Origin of the sequence: Oceanobacillus caeni, assembly GCF_019037185.1 — a bacterium.
Lineage (GTDB): Bacteria > Bacillota > Bacilli > Bacillales > Amphibacillaceae > Oceanobacillus > Oceanobacillus caeni.
Genome location: NZ_JAHHXM010000003.1, coordinates 166,921 through 184,481 on the forward strand (window position 1 = coordinate 166,921; position 17,561 = coordinate 184,481).

Consider the following 17,561-nt stretch of genomic DNA (forward strand, 5'->3'; position numbering starts at 1 on the left):
CACTTAAAAACTTTATTAATGGTTTGCTCTAGAAACATATTTTCCGTCAGAAGTATTTATAACTAGGATATCTCCTTTATTTACAAAGAATGGTACTTGAACCACTAGACCTGTTTCTACTGTTGCAGGTTTGGAACCACCACTAGCTGTATCACCTTTAATACCTGGTTCTGTTTCGATTACTTCTAACTCTACGTTATTAGGTAAGTCAACACCAAGGATTTCACCTTCATAACTGATGACGTTCACTTCCATGTTTTCTTTTATAAATTTTAATTGAGATTCTATTTGTTCTGAAGGAATCTCTATTTGCTCATAAGTATTCGTATTCATAAAAGCATGGGTATTTCCACTTGCATAAAGATATTGCATTTTATTGTTATCAATATGTGCTGTATCTACCTTTTCCCCACCGCGGAATGTTTTTTCCTGGATGTTTCCATTTCTTAAGTTACGTAATTTTGAACGTACAAAAGCTGCACCTTTACCCGGTTTAACATGTTGGAATTCGATAACTTGTAATATATCTCCATCTACTTTAATTGTTAGGCCTGTTTTAAATTCGTTTACTGAAATCATTATGTTTTCCTCCGTTTCAAATACTAAAGTTGTATTAATTCCTTAGGTGCAAACGTCAAACGTTCATTGCCGTTTTCGGTAATGATGATATCATCTTCAATTCGACACCCACCGATATTAGCGAGATAAATACCTGGCTCTATCGTTACTACCATTCCAGGCTCAAGAACTTTGTCAGACCGTTTGGATAAGGTTGGTCCTTCATGGACTTCAAGGCCAATACCGTGCCCTGTCGAATGACCGAAATATTTTCCATATCCTTTTTCTTCGATATAATTTCTAGTTAAGTCGTCTGCTTCTTTTCCAGTCATACCCGGTTTTGTTCCTTTTACACCTTCTAAGTTTGCTTCTAAAACTGTATGATAGATATCATTCAATTGGTCAGAGATTTCACCAACAGCTACTGTTCTTGTAATGTCTGAGCAGTAACCCTCATAGATGGCGCCATAATCTAATGTTACCAATTCTCCAGATTGGATTTCCTTATTTGAAGCTACACCATGCGGAAGGGCAGAACGATAACCAGAAGCTACAATGGTGTCGAAACTCGAAGCCGTAGCACCTTGTTTTCTCATGAAAAATTCAAGTTCATTCGATACATCTATTTCTTTCACACCAGGCTTAATGTAAGCCTGTATGTGTTCAAAAGCATCATCGGCAATTTTAGCTGCTTTCTTTAATATTTCTAGTTCTTCTGGTGTTTTAATTAGACGAATTTCCTCAATGATTCCACTTACCGGTACGAGTTCCACTTCTAAGATCTTACTATATAATTCATATTCTCCAAAAGTTACATGATCTTTTTCGAATCCAAGCCTTCTTATATTCATTTCTTTTAATTGAGTTTTTAACTCTTGTTCAATTTGTGTTTTATGCTCGATAATTTGAAACTCTTTTGCTTGTTCATTCGCTTGTTCTGTGTATCTAAAATCCGTAATAAAACGAGAATCACTTTCCGAAATAATTGCAACCCCAGCCGTACCCGTGAAGCCTGTTATATATCGTCTGTTATAAGGACTGGTTACAAGTATTCCATCTAATTTATTTTGATTTAAAGCTTTTCTTAATTTGGATAACCTTTCCATGCCCCCACCCTTTCCTAATGAAAATCATCGTTCATGAGATTACTGTTAAAATTTAACTATTTTTTAGTTTATCATAAAAATATTCATTTGAATAATGCTTTCCTTATAAAAACAACTTTAAAAACTTTTCTACAATTGTTCTACTTGGGTATCGTGATAATCATAAGAAATAGAATATCCAATAAAAGTGCCATACAAGATAAATAAACATAAAGATGTTACAATAGAATTAGTATTCAATTCAACTAGTTTTGGAATATTTGTATAGATGGGTTGTAATAAATAAAATACAATACCCCATAGGATAATTCCATATACAACACTGATCCACATCGTCTTCACTTTTTTTAATAAACCATAGTAAATTATTGCCGTGACAATGGATAAAAGTCCTATTATAATAATGGAAACAAGATCACCTAACCAACTGTCAGTCCAATCCGTTTTCAACCAGGATCTTAAAACAAATGATTTAGGTGAAACTTCCACAAAATTAAAATAATATAAAAATATAGCAATCGTACTCCATAGAATACCCCCGATAAAACCGGTTAATAATGATCTACTCAATAGAGACATTGTATTCTCAGGTTTATTATGTTCTAATTGCTTATTCTCACTCATATGAATCACCTCACAAGTATTATTACCAAATACATAAAAACCAATCATATAGACTGGTATAAATAACTAGTTATGTTCTTAAGTATTTAGTAAAATGAAATTAAACAAAGTCAAGTTTCTGCATATAATATAAGAAATTAATTATTATTGTAACAACTTGATATTTTATAATGAATATTTTTAAAAAAACAGGGGAAAATTAGTAATAAAGGATGATTTGATCAAAGTTTACATATCCTAGAATTATATCAACTGTTTTCTTTCGAATGGTTCTACACTCGCTTTCCAAAATATATTAGAAAACTTGGGGTCGCCTTTAGGTGATTGCCTTAGTTGCACTTATATAAATCTTCACGGTGGGCCGAGTAATCGGAGCCCCAGACAGGAAAGATTTTTATACTTTCCTACCTGCTAATAGGTTCGAATAAAAAAGGAGGAGATTCTGTGGTTCGGAATAAATGGTCAATACTGTTTTATGTAATTATTGGGTTAGGGGTTATTGGCATAGTTTCTCAACTTTTCACACAGCCAGGTAAGTTTGTAATGAGTATTTTAACAACTATTTTCTTTGGTTTAGTTATATTTGCATTGATTTATTTCGTTTTTCTTAGAAAGAAGGCTCCTTCTAATGAAATGAAGAAATATAAAAAAGCTGTTCGCCAATCAAAAGCAAAATACAAAAGTGACAACGTAAGAGCAACTCATGCCGCGAAATTAACTTCCAAAAAGCAACCAAATCCTATTAAGAAAAACCGAAGCAGACGTTCAGCGGGACATCTAAAAGTTATTGATGGAAACAAAACAAAAAGAAAAGACCGTGCTTCCTTTTAGAAGTTCGGTCTTTTGTCTATTTAGGCCAATGTTTTAAAAATTCATCGGTATAGGTTTTACCGATATCGAATAATTCTTGTTTTACTTTTATATCAATATGAAAATTCACTGTATCTACACCCTCTACTGGTATAAAAATAATATTATTTTTCTCTGATTTTGAAATATATCTTGCATCATGCGCCTGTTTCATCGTAGCGAATAGAGCTGTAAACATATCAAAAGCATTACTAATTTGCCTTGGAGTATTTTCCTTTTCAACGGAACCTGTAAACTTAATTCCTAGTACTGGTCTCGTGTCCCTTTGTTCACCGTCATTAAATAACCACATTGGAAAATTACTTAATAAGCCTCCATCCACAATAATACTTTTCTTATCTGTTTTTCCTGGCATTTTCTTCGGCATAAAAAAATAAGGAAACCCAGCGCTCATCCTTACTGCTGTTGAAACCGGAAAATGCTTAGGATGTATTCCGTAAATACGTTCTAAATCATCTGGTATAATAACTAGTTTTCCTAGGGACAAGTCACTTACGACAACTTTTAAATATCCTTCCTTAATATCATTAAACGTATAGATATTTTTTTGGGCTAATGTTTGGTATAACCAATCTTCTAATTTTTTTCCTTTATTAAGACCTAATTGGAAATATAAAAACAACCATTTACTCATTGGGATATATTTGGTTAGAGCGGGGGGATCTAAAAATTTTTTTAAATCAAGCTCTTGGGTTAATTGAATGATTTCATCTATTTTGTAATCTGAGGCGATAAGGGATGCCACAATTGCTCCTGCAGATGTTCCAGCAACACGTTCTAAATCAAATTCACTTTCCTCTAAGCTTTTTAATACGCCAGCAAATGCAAAAGCTTTAACTCCACCACCAGAAAAAACAGCATCAATTTTCATCCGTTCGCTCCTTATGCTTGTTTTCTAATACATAGAAAGGACGCATAAAACTTTATGCTACTTTTATTCTTAATCAAGAGCAAAAACTTTTAGAACCATATCTACAATTTTCTTTATTTTATTCCGTTTCATTTTGCACTTTTCTAAGTTCGTTCACTCTTACATCGTTTGACTTAAAATAACGGACTAAGTCACCAATACGATCAATGGAATTCCAACTTAAATGATGTTCAATACCTTCAACATCGTTATAAATATTTTCTTTGTCTACTCCAATTATTTCAAGAAAATCTTCTAGTAGTTCATGTCGATATACTAGACGCTCACCAATTTTTTTTCCTTTTGGGGTAAGTACAAACCCACGATACTTTTCGTAATCTAAATAGTTATCTTTGTCTAATTTCTGTACCATTTTTGTAACAGATGAAGGGTGAACAGATAATTTCTCTGCAATATCAGAAACACGAACAAAACCTTTCTTTTCCATTAGATTATAAATAATTTCTATGTAATCTTCCATACTAGGAGTTGGCATGCTATTCCCTCGCTTTTTTTAAGTTCAGGCAAAATTGTTTACTGTAAATAAGAATACATGAAATAAATATGTTAAACAAGCTTTTACTATTTGTGAATAAGTTTTATTTACTACAATATCATACCACAGAAAAGGGATTAGCTAATTAGCTAATCCCTTATAATTCTTAAAGCCCACATTTTAATTGTGCACCACAACTTGTACATGTGTTACAACCGCCTATATCTTCAACAGTTCCTTCACGACATACTGGACAAGTATTTCCTACTTCAGATCCAATCGTTACGCTTGTTTTTTCCAATTCTTGAACGGTGTCAACAAGTACAACTTTCGGTTTCTTATCTTCTTCAAATAGTTCTGTTTGTTCAAATGAATTTTCTTCTGCTTTTAAGGTTAATACTTGGCTGTCACGGCTTCCATCTACATATACCGTACCGCCTTTTGCACCGCCTCTATACAATCTTTCGTATACACTTTCTACTTGTTCAACAGTATATCCTCTTGGAGCATTTACTGTTTTAGAGATGGAACTATCTACCCAACGCTGAATTACACATTGTGTATCAGCATGTTCTTCAGGTGATAAATCCATAGCAGTTACAAACCATTCTGGTAGTTCATTTGAATCTACTTCAGGATGCTGATCTAAATATTCTTGGACAATATCTGCTTTTACCTCAATAAACTTACCAAGTCGTCCACTTCTAAAGTAAGAAAATGAGTAGTAAGGCTCAAGTCCAGTTGACACACCAACCATTGTTCCAGTACTTCCAGTTGGCGCAACGGTAAGTAAGTGAGAGTTACGAATTCCATATTTTAAGATGTCATCACGAATATCCTTAGGCATTCTCTTCATATAACCTGTATTGATAAACGCTTGACGTAATTGTTTGGTTTCCTCTTCTGTTTTACCTACTAAGAATGGGAAGCTTCCTTTTTCTTTAGCTAATTCAACAGAAGTTCTATATGCTGTTACAGCAATTGTTTCAAAGACTTTATCAACTAATTTATTACCTTCCTCAGAACCATATGCAGATTCACAGTAAATTAATAAATCGTGAAGCCCCATAACACCTAAACCAATTCGACGTTCCCCTAATGCTTGTTTTTCATTTTCTTTTAAGAAGTATGGAGTAGCGTCAATAACGTTATCTTGCATACGCACACCCGTTTTAACCGTTTGTGCTAGTTTTTCAAAGTTTACTGTTTTCGTATCTTTATTTGCCATCTCTGCAAGGTTTACAGCAGCTAAATTACAAACAGAATATGGTGCAAGAGGTTGTTCCAATTTTGTTATCCTATCGGTTTTTTATCCAATAGTTCTTACAGTTGAGTTCCTGCAAGTTCAGCATACATTTTCATTACACAGGAATATCCTCGGTTCATGATATCTTCTTCCCTTAAAATTATCTTGATAAGGTGTGTGTAATGTTGCGGTCTCGTGGATGGATTATATTCTCAGATGAGGTTCACCATCTATGCGTTGCCCCTGACTAGAGCTTTACTTCTAGCCTTCGGTTCGGATTAGCATTCTCAGCCTTCCCGCTTTATCCCGCAATTTTTTACGTGAGGCAAACTATGCTATTTTTTCACCACACGGATTTGTTGCAACTACTTGTTGTCCATAACTTTTCGCATTTGTCATTTCGTTTGCATTGTCAATAAAGAAAATACCTGGTTCTGCTGAATAGGTTGCACAAATATTAATTAACTTCCACAATTCTTTTGCTTTAATATGACGGTATATACGAATTCCATAACCCATTTCTTCCCATTGACGAACATCGCCAACTTCATGCCATTTTTCGTTATAAGCCTTCATTTCTTCTTCCGTGTAATTCTCAACGTCTGGGAAACGAAGCTCATAATAATCATCATTTTCAACGGCATCCATAAATTCTTTTGTAATACAAACAGAAATATTAGCTCCTGTTAAAAATTCTGGATTGTGAACAGAGTACGTACCGCCTGTTCTTAATTTTTCTTCTGCTTCACGAAATACAGCATCTGAAAAACCACCCTGACCAGGAATGTTTTTGTAGTTAAGAATTCCTTGATAAAGATCTTCTTCTGTCTCTGTAAGTGGAATAAATTTCAATTTTTCTTCTGCTATTTTTTTTATTTGTTCATCTTCTGTATTTTCAATTAAATACCTAAGAATTCTAGGGTTTTGCATTTTAGAAATAATAAATTCAATAATATCAGGATGAGAATCTACCAACATTATCATTTGTGCCCCTCTGCGCGATCCACCCTGTTCTACCAAATGTGTAAGCTTGGCAATATCATCTAACCATGAAACGGAGCCAGAAGATTTCCCATTTACTCCCCTTGCCAGTGTGTTTCTCGGTCTTAAAGTAGAACCGTTTGTTCCTACTCCTCCACCTCTACTCATGATTTCCATTACTTTTTTGCGGTGATCAGAAATGCCTTCACGTGAATCTCTTACATAAGGCATAACATAACAGTTGAAGTAAGTTACTTCCGTTTCGGATCCAGCACCATATAACACCCTGCCAGCTGGAATAAAATTCAAGCTAGATAGTTCCTCATAATACTTTTGGAACCATTCTTTCCTTTTATCCTCAGATATTTCGACAGAAGATAAACCTGTCGCATTTCTCATAGCAATTTGTTCATAATAAACTTCTAAAGGCTTATCTATCGTATCTAGTGAACGTTTAACAACACCTGTTTTCATCTCTTTTTCATCATCTAAAACAGAAACATATTCCGGTTCAACCTTCACCTCAGCTGTTTTGCTTTTCCAATCAATGGACTCGATAAAACCTAAACCTCTAGCCGGGAATTTAGGGTCCGCTTTGACCGTTAGCACAACAAAGTCCCCAACTTTTAGTGTTTTCTTCGTTGTATCTTTATATGAATAACGGTCTAACATTACTAAACGGGAAACACCTTTGTGAGTAAGTTTCATATCTTTTGTTATTGGATGTACAGCACTAAACTGTTCTATGTCTTTGTTAAGCGATTCTATGTTTATTCGATTCTTTCCCTCGACAAAAGTAGTCATTGAATCTTCTCCCTTAAAAAAATTATACTACCAAGAAGGTAGTTTTTTATGATACTATTACAATACCATTGAAATGATATTAATACAATATATCGTACTTAATCCAAAAAACTAACACAATATATTGTATTTTGTAGTAAATATGTACTTTTTGTCAACTTAGAAAAACTATGAAATTTGTTAAAAAATAGAGAAAAACAATATAATTGGAAGGAAAAGTCAAAGGAATAAACTTTTTTCCTATTTGCTTTTATATATTCTATTTAAAACACTCACCCACCTATTTTTAATAGGCATTACAAATAGACATCATATAAAAAACTTTAAAAAATAGCAAATTAAACATATAATAAATACTATACATTCGAGAATAAACGGGGGAAAAAAATGAAATTATTAATTATTGCTTTATTAGTTATTCTTGCGTTTGGAATTTTTCGCTTTTACAGACAACGATCTTATCTAAAAACCTTAACAGAGGAAGAATTTATTAAAGGGTATCGTAAGGCTCAACTAATAGATGTACGTGAACCTCAAGAATTTGATCGTGGTCATATTCTAGGAGCAAGAAATATTCCAGTTACACAATTGAAACAACGATTAATTGAATTAAGAAAAGATAAACCAGTCTATCTTTATTGCCAAAGTGGTTCAAGATCCGCCAGAGCAGCACAAATCCTCCACAAAAAAGGCTATGAGGATATTTCCCAGCTTAAAGGCGGATTTAAAAAATGGACTGGAAAAATAAAAACCAAATAGTAAATACCATGAAAAAGAGGACAAAGATTCCAAACCTTTGTCCTCTTGTTTATGTTAATCCCAATCATATCTTAATATTGGTTTTCGTGCAGCAGTAGTTTCATCCACTCGTTTTACTACTGTATGATGAGGTGCTTCCAGTACTATATTAGGTGTTTCTTCTACTTCTTTGGCAATTGACAACATTGTATCAATAAATTGATCCAATGTTTCTTTCGATTCTGTTTCGGTAGGCTCAATCATCATTGCCTCTTCTATTATTAATGGAAAATATATTGTAGGTGGATGGTAACCAAAATCTAAGAGCCGCTTCGCTATATCTAAAGTCCGTACCCCTAATTTCTTTTGTTTTATACCTGATAAGACAAATTCATGCTTGCAATGTCTGTCAAATGGTAGTTCAAAAGCCTTTTTTAATTTCCTCATCATATAATTAGCATTTATCACTGCATATTCACTAACTTTCTTTAATCCTTCCGCTCCCATTGTTCTAATGTACGTGTATGCCCGAAGATTAATTCCAAAATTACCATAATATGACTTAACCTTTCCAATTGATTTCGGTCGATTATAGTCAAAAACAAAATCATTTCCTTCTTTTCTTAATACAGGTTTTGGTAAAAACGGCTCTAACTCTTTTGAAACACCCACTGGCCCTGATCCAGGTCCACCCCCACCGTGAGGTCCTGTAAACGTTTTATGAAGATTTAAGTGAACCGCATCAAATCCCATATCTCCCGGTCTAGTATAACCCATAATGGCATTCAAATTGGCACCGTCATAATATAGTTTTCCACCGGCATCGTGAATAATTTCGGCTATTTCTATAATTTCAGTTTCAAATAATCCTAATGTGTTAGGATTTGTCAACATTAAAGCAGCTGTATCATCTCCAACTACTTGTTTTAAGTGCTCTAAATCAACTAACCCCTCTTCATTAGATTGAACGGTTATTACTTCTAAACCTGCCACTGTTACCGATGCCGGATTTGTTCCATGGGCTGAATCAGGAATAATAACTTTTGTCCGACCGTAATCCCCGTTTTGTTCATGGTATGCTTTTATCATCATTAAAGCAGTCCACTCTCCATGAGCTCCAGCTGCCGATTGTAAAGTGAACTCATACATACCTGTGATTTCTTTTAAAGCATATTGTAAATCGTACATGATTTCCAATGCCCCTTGAACAGTTTCCAATAATTGATAGGGATGAAGATATGAAAAACCATCCAGCTTTGCAATTTCTTCATTTATTTTCGGATTATATTTCATCGTACATGATCCAAGGGGATAAAATCCCGAATCCACTCCATAATTACGTGTAGATAAACCAGTATAGTGTCGAATTAATTCTAATTCATTGACCTCTGGAAGTTCAGCTAATTCTTTTCGAATATAAACAGGATTGATATCGCCTTCTATTTCCGTTTCTGGTACATCTAATTCTGGGAGACTACAACCAGTTCTTCCCTCCTGACTCCTTTCAAAAATTAATGGGTAATCTTTATTAACCATTGATATCCCCCAATTCTTTTGTAAATTGATCAATTTCTTCTTTTGTGCGAGTCTCTGTAATGGCAATCAACATATGATTTGGATAATCTGGATATTCATCCGACAAATCGTATCCACCAATTATTCCTTTTTGTAAAAGAATCCGGTTTACACATTTAACAGATTTTTTAAGTTGTATTACTATTTCATTGAAGAAAGGTGTTTTAAAAACTACTTCTATATTGTTATTTTCGAGTTGCTGCAGCATATATCTTCCTTTTTGAATATTTAGCTTTGCCATTTTATATAAACCGTGTTTCCCCAAGGAGCTTAGTGCAACAGAACTAGCTAAAGCATTTAACGCCTGATTAGAACAAATGTTGGAAGTTGCTTTTTCTCTGCGAATGTGTTGCTCCCTTGCTTGTAAAGTTAAAACAAAACCTCTTACCCCGTTCTCATCTTTCGTTTGTCCTACAAGACGACCGGGAATTTTTCTCATTAGTTTCTTAGTTGTAGCAAAATATCCGCAATGCGGTCCACCATATTGTGATTTTATACCTAATACTTGCATGTCTCCGACTACCATATCTGCCCCAAATTCACTAGGAGGAGTGAAGTAACCTAATGCAAGGGGATTACTTGAAACAATGAACATAATGTCTTTTTCTTTCTTGATTACCTTATTGATTTCCGCTAAAGGTTCTATTTGTCCAAAAAAGTTTGGATATTGAATGACAACACTTGCCGTTTCAGGATCAACCATCTTTTCTAACTCTTGAAGATTTGTCCTCCCCTGTTTCTCCTCAATCTCGATAATTTCTAAGTTATGACCTTTTGCATAGGCTTTGATAATCTCCCTTGACTCTGGATGAACTAATTGGGAAACAAGGATTTTCTTTTTCTTCGTATGTGCTGCACTTAAATTAACTGCTTCTGCAAGAGCTGTACCACCATCATACATTGATGAGTTAGCAATCGGCATACCTGTAATTTCTGAAACCATCGTTTGAAATTCAAAAATAGCTTGTAACTCCCCCTGAGAAATTTCGGCTTGATAGGGAGTATAGGCAGTATAGAATTCCGATCTAGATATGACATGATCAACGACAGATGGGATAAAGTGATCATACACGCCCGCACCAAGAAATGATACATAATCCTTTAAATTTGCATTTTTTCTAGAAATATCATTTAACTCCTTGATCAATTGATATTCACTTGTTGGTTCTTTTAAATTTAAAGTCCTGTTTAATCGGATGGATTGGGGTATATCCGAAAATAATTCTTCCGCTGACTGAATCCCTATTGCTTTTAACATTTCATTTTTATCTGATTCCGTCATAGGTAAATACCGAAAATTCATTGGAATGCCTCCTTCTCCGTGAATAAAGAAGACTTCCATCAGCGGGGATTTCCTTCATCCACCCACTGATGGTTAGTCGCACTTATCGGGCTTTTATGGGCAGTTGATCTCCCTCTCACCTTCTTCACTTCCCCGGAAGCTTGAGGTGGGAGTCTTACTGCCCGTTTAGATGGGATAAAAAGGTAAAGGGACAACGATTGCATTACATACTCGATTCCGTATTTGAACTTTAACTTCCATCCCAGTAGAAGAATATTGGGAATCAAGTAAAGCCATGCCGATACTTTTTTTAAGAGTAGGAGAATGTGTTCCAGAAGTTACATAACCAATTATTGAATTGTCTATCAACACGTTACACCCGTGCCGTGGAATGCCCTTCTCTATCATTTCAATTCCAACTATCTTCCTTTGGGGTCCTTGCATCTTTTGTTCTGTTAAAGTTTTCCTTCCAATAAAATCGACACCTTTATCTAGCTTCACTACAAAATTCAAATTTGCTTCCATAGGGGTTATTTCTTTTGATAGCTCCTGACCATAAAGAGGTAATCCTGCCTCTAATCGAAGCGTATCTCTTGCTCCTAGACCTATTGGTTGTATCCCTTCTTCCATACCAAGTTGTAAAAGCTTTTTCCAAAGGTTTCTTCCCTCTTGTGGGTGAATATAAATTTCAAATCCGTCTTCCCCTGTATAACCCGTTCTGGAAATCATTGCTGGTGTTCCCATTCCTAAAAAGTCAATTCCATGCTTACATTCAAAGAAACGTAATTCCTGAAGGTTCGTTTTGGTTAATTTTTGTAAAATCCGTTCAGCGTTTGGCCCCTGTAAAGCTAATTGAACATAATGATGTGTAACAATTTCAATTTGAACCTGCTGAAAATCATATTTATTATTTTGATTCAGCCATTTATAATCTTTTATTGTGTTAGCCGCATTAACGACTAATACATATTCAAAATCTGCTACCATGTAGATAATAAGGTCGTCAACCGTTCCACCATTCTCATAACACATAACCGTATACTGAGCCTTTGATTGTGTTAACTTAGATAGATCATTCGTTGTCATCTGTTGTAAAAATTCTAAACTCTTGGGACCTGATATTTTTATTTTTCCCATATGAGAAACATCAAATAGTCCCGCTCGTAATCTAGTTGCTTCATGTTCATCGTTTATAGTCGAAAAACGAACAGGTAATTCCCATCCTTCAAAATCAATTGTCCTAGCTCCATTCTGTTTATATTCTGGGTATATGACCGTTTGTTTTAGCTTCTCGATTTAATCTCACTCCCTCATTAAAAATGTTCACTATACCAAAAAAGACAGAAATTCCTTAAAAAAGAATATCTGTCCTTTTTACAACACTTCTTGTTACCAGAATACCTTCATTCTTCGCTATCATGTCCTCATATTAAAAATATTATTGGTTATACTAAAATATATGTAAAAACGATTTTTATATTACTTCTTACAATTACTTTGAAAACTAAAATTATAAATTCATTAAATAAAAGGAGTATTTTATGGATTCTATTCAAGTTAATAAAGATACAACATTTATAACCGAATTAGAATCAATTTTGGAAAATGACGGACCATATTCTAGTTGGGAACTTTTTTCTATGGCGTACCATGCTGAGTTAACTACTATTACTCCCGAATTTAAAGGGTTAAGAGCTTTTGAATATCTACCTCATGTCAAGTTTTTAGATCATCAAGTTGAAGCAGCAGAACAAGTAATTGAAACAATGAATGGAAGAGCGATATTAGCAGATGAAGTAGGTCTCGGAAAAACGATTGAAGCTGGACTTATTTTAAAAGAATACATGATTCGTGGATTAGTAAAAAATGCACTTATTTTAGTTCCTGCTTCTTTGGTAAGTCAATGGGTCAAAGAGCTCAATGAAAAATTTTATATTCCAGCTGTAGCACATCGAAAGAATTATAGTTGGGACCAAAATATTATCATATCCTCACTTGATACAGCAAAACGTTCTCCCCATAGGGAAAAGATTTTAGATATTGATTATGATTTTATTCTAATCGATGAGGCGCATAAACTTAAAAACCATAAAACAAAAAACTATGAATTTGTTCGATCGTTAAAAAAGAAATATTGTCTACTATTGACAGCAACCCCAGTTCAAAATCAATTAATAGAAATTTTTAACTTAATTTCGATTTTAAAACCTGGTCATTTAGGCAATTATGAATCCTTTTTGGAAAACTATGGTAAAGATCGGAATAAAATCAAACAGGATGCTTATTTGAAACAACTCATACAAAAAGTAATGATTCGTAATACAAGACAAAATACAACGCTAAGTAGCACGAAAAGAAATATTCAAACCGTTTGGATTGATTTTAAGCAAGAAGAAAAGGAAGTATATAGCGAACTGGAATCAGCCTTTGCTGGGTTTTCAAGTTTCTCGAAGATTACTTTTCTACGAGAAATTTGCTCATCTCGAGAAGCTTGTTATCTTTCCTTGAAAAAATTGAATGAAACAAATCCAAACCCCTTCATCGAACAAGTTAATTCGAAAATTGAAAAACTTCCACATCATTCAAAAGCAGAAAAATTAGTGGAACTAATCAAACAGTTCGGTGATGAAAAGGTTATTGTTTTTACAGAATATCGTGCTAGCCAAATATATCTTCAATGGATTTTGAAGCAGCATGGAATTACATCAGTTCCTTTCCGAGGTGGATTTAAACGCGGAAAAAAAGATTGGATGAAACAATTATTCCAAGATCATGCACAAGTTCTAATTGCAACGGAAGCTGGCGGAGAAGGAATTAATTTGCAATTTTGTAATCACTTAATTAATTATGATTTACCTTGGAATCCGATGCGCCTGGAACAACGAATCGGCCGTATCCATCGTTATGGGCAAGAAAAAGATGTGCAAATTTATAATTTTGCTACGAAAGGTACGATTGAAGAACATATTATGACTTTACTATATGAGAAAATTAATTTATTTGAACAAGTAATCGGAAATCTTGATGCCATTTTAGAGGAACTAAATATTTCAAATATGGAATCAGAAATAGAGTCTATCTATAATGAATCGTCAACTATTGGTGAAGTAAAAATTAAATTGGATAACCTAACAAGTATCATTAAAAGCTCAATGGAACAATCACAAGAGGGGCAAAATTATGGCTATCACTAATTTAAATCAATTTTTAGAAGATTATTTTGTGTCACATCGATGCCAAATACTAGAAAACAAAGATGGGATTCTAAAAATCCAATTAACAGAAGAAATGGATCAAGCGTTAATGAATCGCCCTTTTTATTGGCATTATATAAAAAAAATCGGACAGCAAGGGCAGCCTATGGACCTTACCTTAATCACAAACCCGAATAAGAAGAACGAAAAAGGGGAATGGATTCACTTTGGAAGTCCCAGATTACAACAAATTATTAATCACCTTAAAGAAAAGGAAAAATATACAAAGCTTTTTCAAAAAGTAGTGTCAAACCAAAACACCCCCCTATTCCCTTGGTTAGTAGTAAATTTAAAAATGAGTTATAAGGGAAAGCAGAAAAAAGATGAAATGATTTCTATTGGTTTACAACTCGTAAACGGAAATATGCGATTAGAGATGATGGACCATCTACAGAAATTACCTTTACAAATGGCTATTTCTGATTATTGTTATACCATATCACCAATAATTAAATTACAAAGTGGATTTAAACGAATTGAATCGGTAATATCCTCCTATATCGAAAATCAAACACATGAATGGGCTCTAGAGTCATTACAAGAATTAGAAGAAGAAATCAAAACGGTACAACACTTTTATGAAGGTAGGACAGAGGAATTAGAACAAATGGAAAAGGAGATAGAAGAAATTAAAGAGAGATATCATCCAGTAATTTCCCAAGAAGTTATTAACGGCGGAATATTTTATTTAACGGAATAGGTATTAGAAAAATTCCCTTATACAGTGAGCTATCGGGAAAAGGCAGAACAGCTATATGTCATGCTATTCTGCCTTTTTTCTTAACGATTTAATTGCAAATGGCAACACACCAAACCAATGATTGGAAAAGTTGGAATTAGTATTTTTACGGTCTAATTTACGCTTTTGTCTTTCTTCGGCTGGTAAATCCAAATAAGAAACAACTTGCTCTGTCACAAATTTAATATAATCATTTCCTTTCAAAACTTCACCTCCATATCCTTAGATTTAACTAATCGGTGAAAACCTATTCAAAAAGTTTTTGAAATATTTATTAAAAAAAAGAAGGAATTTGAAAAATAATGTCGAATAGGACTATTAGCAATTAAATAAAAGGAGATGAAATAAATTTGAGTTCTGCTATAACACTTTCAAGAAACATATTAACAGCGGCAATTGAACAACATGCATCTGATATTCATTTTTACCCGTTTAATACGGAAACCGATATTTTTTTCCGGATTAATGGTAAAAGAGTCTTCTATAAAAAGATTTCCACGAATCATTATCAACTACTTCTTACCTATTATAAATTTAGCTCCGGAATGGATATTGGTGAAACACGAAAACCACAAAACGGAACAATCCAACATCACGATACTTCCATGATATACTCCCTTCGATTTTCAACACTCCCTACCAACCAATTAGAAAGCTTAGCTGTTCGAGTACTCCCACAAAAACAAACACATAGCCTTAACGAACTTTTCTTATTTCCTAGTCAGTACAAACAAATAAAAAAATGGGTAAAGCGTCGATCAGGCATAATCCTGATTACCGGGCCGACTGGAAGTGGGAAGACCACAACCTTATATTCTTTAGTTCATTCCCTTCTTCAGGAAGATTCCTATCAAACCATATCATTAGAAGATCCCATCGAAAAAGAAATGCAAGATATTATCCAAGTCCAAATCAATGAAAAAGCGGGTATTACTTATCAAACAGGGCTAAAAGCTGCACTTAGGCATGACCCAGATATTCTCATGGTTGGTGAAATCCGTGACGAATATACGGCAAAATTTGCTTTTGAAGCTGCTTTAACTGGTCATCTCGTAATGAGCACATTACATGCGAAGAATTCAATCGGTACTATTCATCGTTTAAGGGATTTAGACATTAAGGAGATTGACTTACAACACACTCTTATTGCAGTGGCTTCTATCCAATTAGTTCCAATACAAATAAATAAAAAAGTCATGAGACGTGCTGCAATTCTAGAAATTTTAGATGGAGAAATACTCGATTATGTGCTAAAAGGAGGTGATGTAAAAAAGATTAAAAACTATCATTCATTTCAACACTTAAGAAAGAAGGCGTACGCATATGGATTTATCTCTAAAGAAACTTTATTTGAATTACAGGTTGAGACCGAATAATGAACTACAACTTAGATTTCTAAAACGATTGTCACGCTTATTAAAAAATGGTTATCCAATCTTAACTGCATTAGAAAAGATAAAATGGGACAGTCATCTCTCTACTTATGCAACTAAAATCATTGATTCCCTTAAAAACGGGGAAACCATTGATCAAGCTTTCGAAAATGTCCATTTCCATCCGACCATAACATCATATTTATTTTTTGTAAGAGCAAATAATGATCTAGAAGGTAACTTAGAAAAAGCAATACAAATGTTTCAGCAACGTATAACGCATACAAAAAAGTTTAAACAAATTATTCGGTATCCATTAATTTTAATCTTTATCTTTTCTACATTGCTATTCTTTATTAAAGAATCTGTATTACCAACCTTTGTTGAAATTTTTGATAGTAACTACCATTCCAATTCATCTATCCATTATACAGTCACGTTAATCGATTTTGTCACAACCTTCATCATCATTTCTATTTTAGTGTTCAGTTTCTGTTTTATTTTATGGTATTTTATTCAACAAAAACTAAGTATACAAAAACAACTAAAAATTTATTTAAAAATCCCATTGTATAGATACTACTTAAAGATACAAACCTCCTATTTTTTTGCTTCTCATTTCTCTTCCCTTCTTAAAACCGGCATGTCTTTTAAAGAAATTCTACAACATATGGCGAACCAACCAAAACTCCCTATCATTTCTTACTATTCCACATTATTAACCAATGAATTAAGTCAAGGAATTCATTTAAGTTTTGTTTTGTCTCAATTGCACTTATTAGACAAACACTTGATTTCTATCTTTCAACAAGATACAGATATGGAAGCATTAGAAATGGATCTTTCTGTGTATGCCGAGCTATTAATGGAAGATATAGAAGCAAAGACATTAAAAATTTTAACATGGGTACAACCTATCTTTTTAATCATTATTGGAGGGCTTATTATCTTTATTTATATCTCATTAATGTGGCCAATGTTTCAATTAATTAAAACGGTTTAAGG

General features: G+C 33.7%; 15 protein-coding genes and 2 pseudogenes. 6 read left to right on the forward strand and 11 right to left on the reverse strand.

Features of this window, described 5'->3' with window-relative positions; genetic code table 11:
- Positions 1 to 15: 15 nt before the first annotated feature.
- The 3 genes from efp to KM885_RS03410 form a co-directional block, all read right to left on the reverse strand.
- Positions 16 to 579 (reverse strand): elongation factor P, encoded by a 564-nt coding sequence (gene efp / locus KM885_RS03400; protein WP_047183849.1) that lies wholly within the window; start codon positions 577 to 579, stop codon positions 16 to 18.
- 23 nt (positions 580 to 602) lie between these two features.
- On the reverse strand, positions 603 to 1,664 hold the full coding sequence (locus tag KM885_RS03405; protein ID WP_060668135.1) for a M24 family metallopeptidase: 1,062 nt from the start codon (positions 1,662 to 1,664) through the stop codon (positions 603 to 605).
- Positions 1,665 to 1,793: 129 nt separating this feature from the next.
- Entirely contained in the window at positions 1,794 to 2,288 is a 495-nt protein-coding gene (locus KM885_RS03410; RefSeq protein ID WP_047183847.1) for a YqhR family membrane protein, read from the reverse strand.
- 444 nt (positions 2,289 to 2,732) lie between these two features.
- Between KM885_RS03410 and KM885_RS03415 the strand changes: the two genes are divergently transcribed.
- Complete coding sequence (locus KM885_RS03415; protein ID WP_216883524.1) at positions 2,733 to 3,119, forward strand: SA1362 family protein; 387 nt, start codon at positions 2,733 to 2,735, stop codon at positions 3,117 to 3,119.
- A gap of 16 nt (positions 3,120 to 3,135) precedes the next feature.
- On the opposite strand, the gene KM885_RS03420 is transcribed toward KM885_RS03415, so the two are convergent.
- The 4 genes and pseudogenes from KM885_RS03420 to KM885_RS03435 all read right to left on the reverse strand — a co-directional run.
- The gene (locus tag KM885_RS03420) at positions 3,136 to 4,029 is read right to left on the reverse strand and encodes a patatin-like phospholipase family protein (protein ID WP_047183845.1); all 894 of its coding nucleotides are present in this window, start codon (positions 4,027 to 4,029) and stop codon (positions 3,136 to 3,138) included.
- A gap of 118 nt (positions 4,030 to 4,147) precedes the next feature.
- Complete coding sequence (mntR, locus tag KM885_RS03425) at positions 4,148 to 4,564, reverse strand: transcriptional regulator MntR (RefSeq protein ID WP_047183844.1); 417 nt, start codon at positions 4,562 to 4,564, stop codon at positions 4,148 to 4,150.
- Positions 4,565 to 4,730: 166 nt separating this feature from the next.
- A pseudogene (locus KM885_RS03430) lies at positions 4,731 to 5,849 on the reverse strand (vitamin B12-dependent ribonucleotide reductase); the annotation flags it as partial.
- 300 nt (positions 5,850 to 6,149) lie between these two features.
- Positions 6,150 to 7,595: pseudogene (locus KM885_RS03435) on the reverse strand (vitamin B12-dependent ribonucleotide reductase); the annotation flags it as partial.
- A 387-nt stretch (positions 7,596 to 7,982) separates the two neighbouring features.
- On the opposite strand from KM885_RS03435, the gene KM885_RS03440 reads away from it, so the two are divergent.
- Positions 7,983 to 8,354 carry a rhodanese-like domain-containing protein gene (locus KM885_RS03440; RefSeq protein WP_047183843.1) on the forward strand — a complete coding sequence of 124 codons (372 nt, stop codon included), beginning with the start codon at positions 7,983 to 7,985 and terminating at the stop codon, positions 8,352 to 8,354.
- A gap of 54 nt (positions 8,355 to 8,408) precedes the next feature.
- On the opposite strand, the gene gcvPB is transcribed toward KM885_RS03440, so the two are convergent.
- The 3 genes from gcvPB to gcvT all read right to left on the reverse strand — a co-directional run bounded on the left by gcvPB (position 8,409) and on the right by gcvT (position 12,486).
- Entirely contained in the window at positions 8,409 to 9,869 is a 1,461-nt protein-coding gene (gene gcvPB, locus KM885_RS03445; RefSeq protein ID WP_145523214.1) for an aminomethyl-transferring glycine dehydrogenase subunit GcvPB, read from the reverse strand.
- Positions 9,862 to 11,211: an aminomethyl-transferring glycine dehydrogenase subunit GcvPA gene (gene gcvPA, locus KM885_RS03450; RefSeq protein ID WP_216883525.1), complete on the reverse strand. Its 1,350-nt coding sequence runs from the start codon at positions 11,209 to 11,211 to the stop codon at positions 9,862 to 9,864. The genes gcvPB and gcvPA overlap by 8 nt, the downstream gene beginning before the upstream one ends.
- A 165-nt stretch (positions 11,212 to 11,376) precedes the next feature.
- Entirely contained in the window at positions 11,377 to 12,486 is a 1,110-nt protein-coding gene (gene gcvT, locus KM885_RS03455; protein WP_047183840.1) for a glycine cleavage system aminomethyltransferase GcvT, read from the reverse strand.
- 245 nt (positions 12,487 to 12,731) lie between these two features.
- Here gcvT and KM885_RS03460 point away from each other — a divergent pair, with 245 nt between their 5' ends.
- Both KM885_RS03460 and KM885_RS03465 read left to right on the forward strand, forming a co-directional pair.
- Positions 12,732 to 14,384 carry a DEAD/DEAH box helicase gene (locus KM885_RS03460; RefSeq protein ID WP_047183839.1) on the forward strand — a complete coding sequence of 551 codons (1,653 nt, stop codon included), beginning with the start codon at positions 12,732 to 12,734 and terminating at the stop codon, positions 14,382 to 14,384.
- Positions 14,371 to 15,144, forward strand: a complete 774-nt coding sequence (locus KM885_RS03465; protein ID WP_047183838.1) for a YqhG family protein — start codon at positions 14,371 to 14,373, stop codon at positions 15,142 to 15,144. Before KM885_RS03460 ends, KM885_RS03465 begins: the two co-directional genes overlap by 14 nt.
- 63 nt (positions 15,145 to 15,207) lie before the next feature.
- Here the strand turns inward: KM885_RS03465 and KM885_RS03470 are convergent, their stop codons facing one another.
- Positions 15,208 to 15,387: a YqzE family protein gene (locus KM885_RS03470; RefSeq protein ID WP_047183837.1), complete on the reverse strand. Its 180-nt coding sequence runs from the start codon at positions 15,385 to 15,387 to the stop codon at positions 15,208 to 15,210.
- A gap of 146 nt (positions 15,388 to 15,533) precedes the next feature.
- On the opposite strand from KM885_RS03470, the gene comGA reads away from it, so the two are divergent.
- Together comGA and comGB are read left to right on the forward strand one after the other, a co-directional pair.
- Positions 15,534 to 16,559: a competence type IV pilus ATPase ComGA gene (gene comGA, locus KM885_RS03475; RefSeq protein ID WP_047183836.1), complete on the forward strand. Its 1,026-nt coding sequence runs from the start codon at positions 15,534 to 15,536 to the stop codon at positions 16,557 to 16,559.
- Positions 16,507 to 17,559: a competence type IV pilus assembly protein ComGB gene (comGB, locus tag KM885_RS03480; RefSeq protein ID WP_060669005.1), complete on the forward strand. Its 1,053-nt coding sequence runs from the start codon at positions 16,507 to 16,509 to the stop codon at positions 17,557 to 17,559. Before comGA ends, comGB begins: the two co-directional genes overlap by 53 nt.
- Positions 17,560 to 17,561 lie beyond the last annotated feature (2 nt).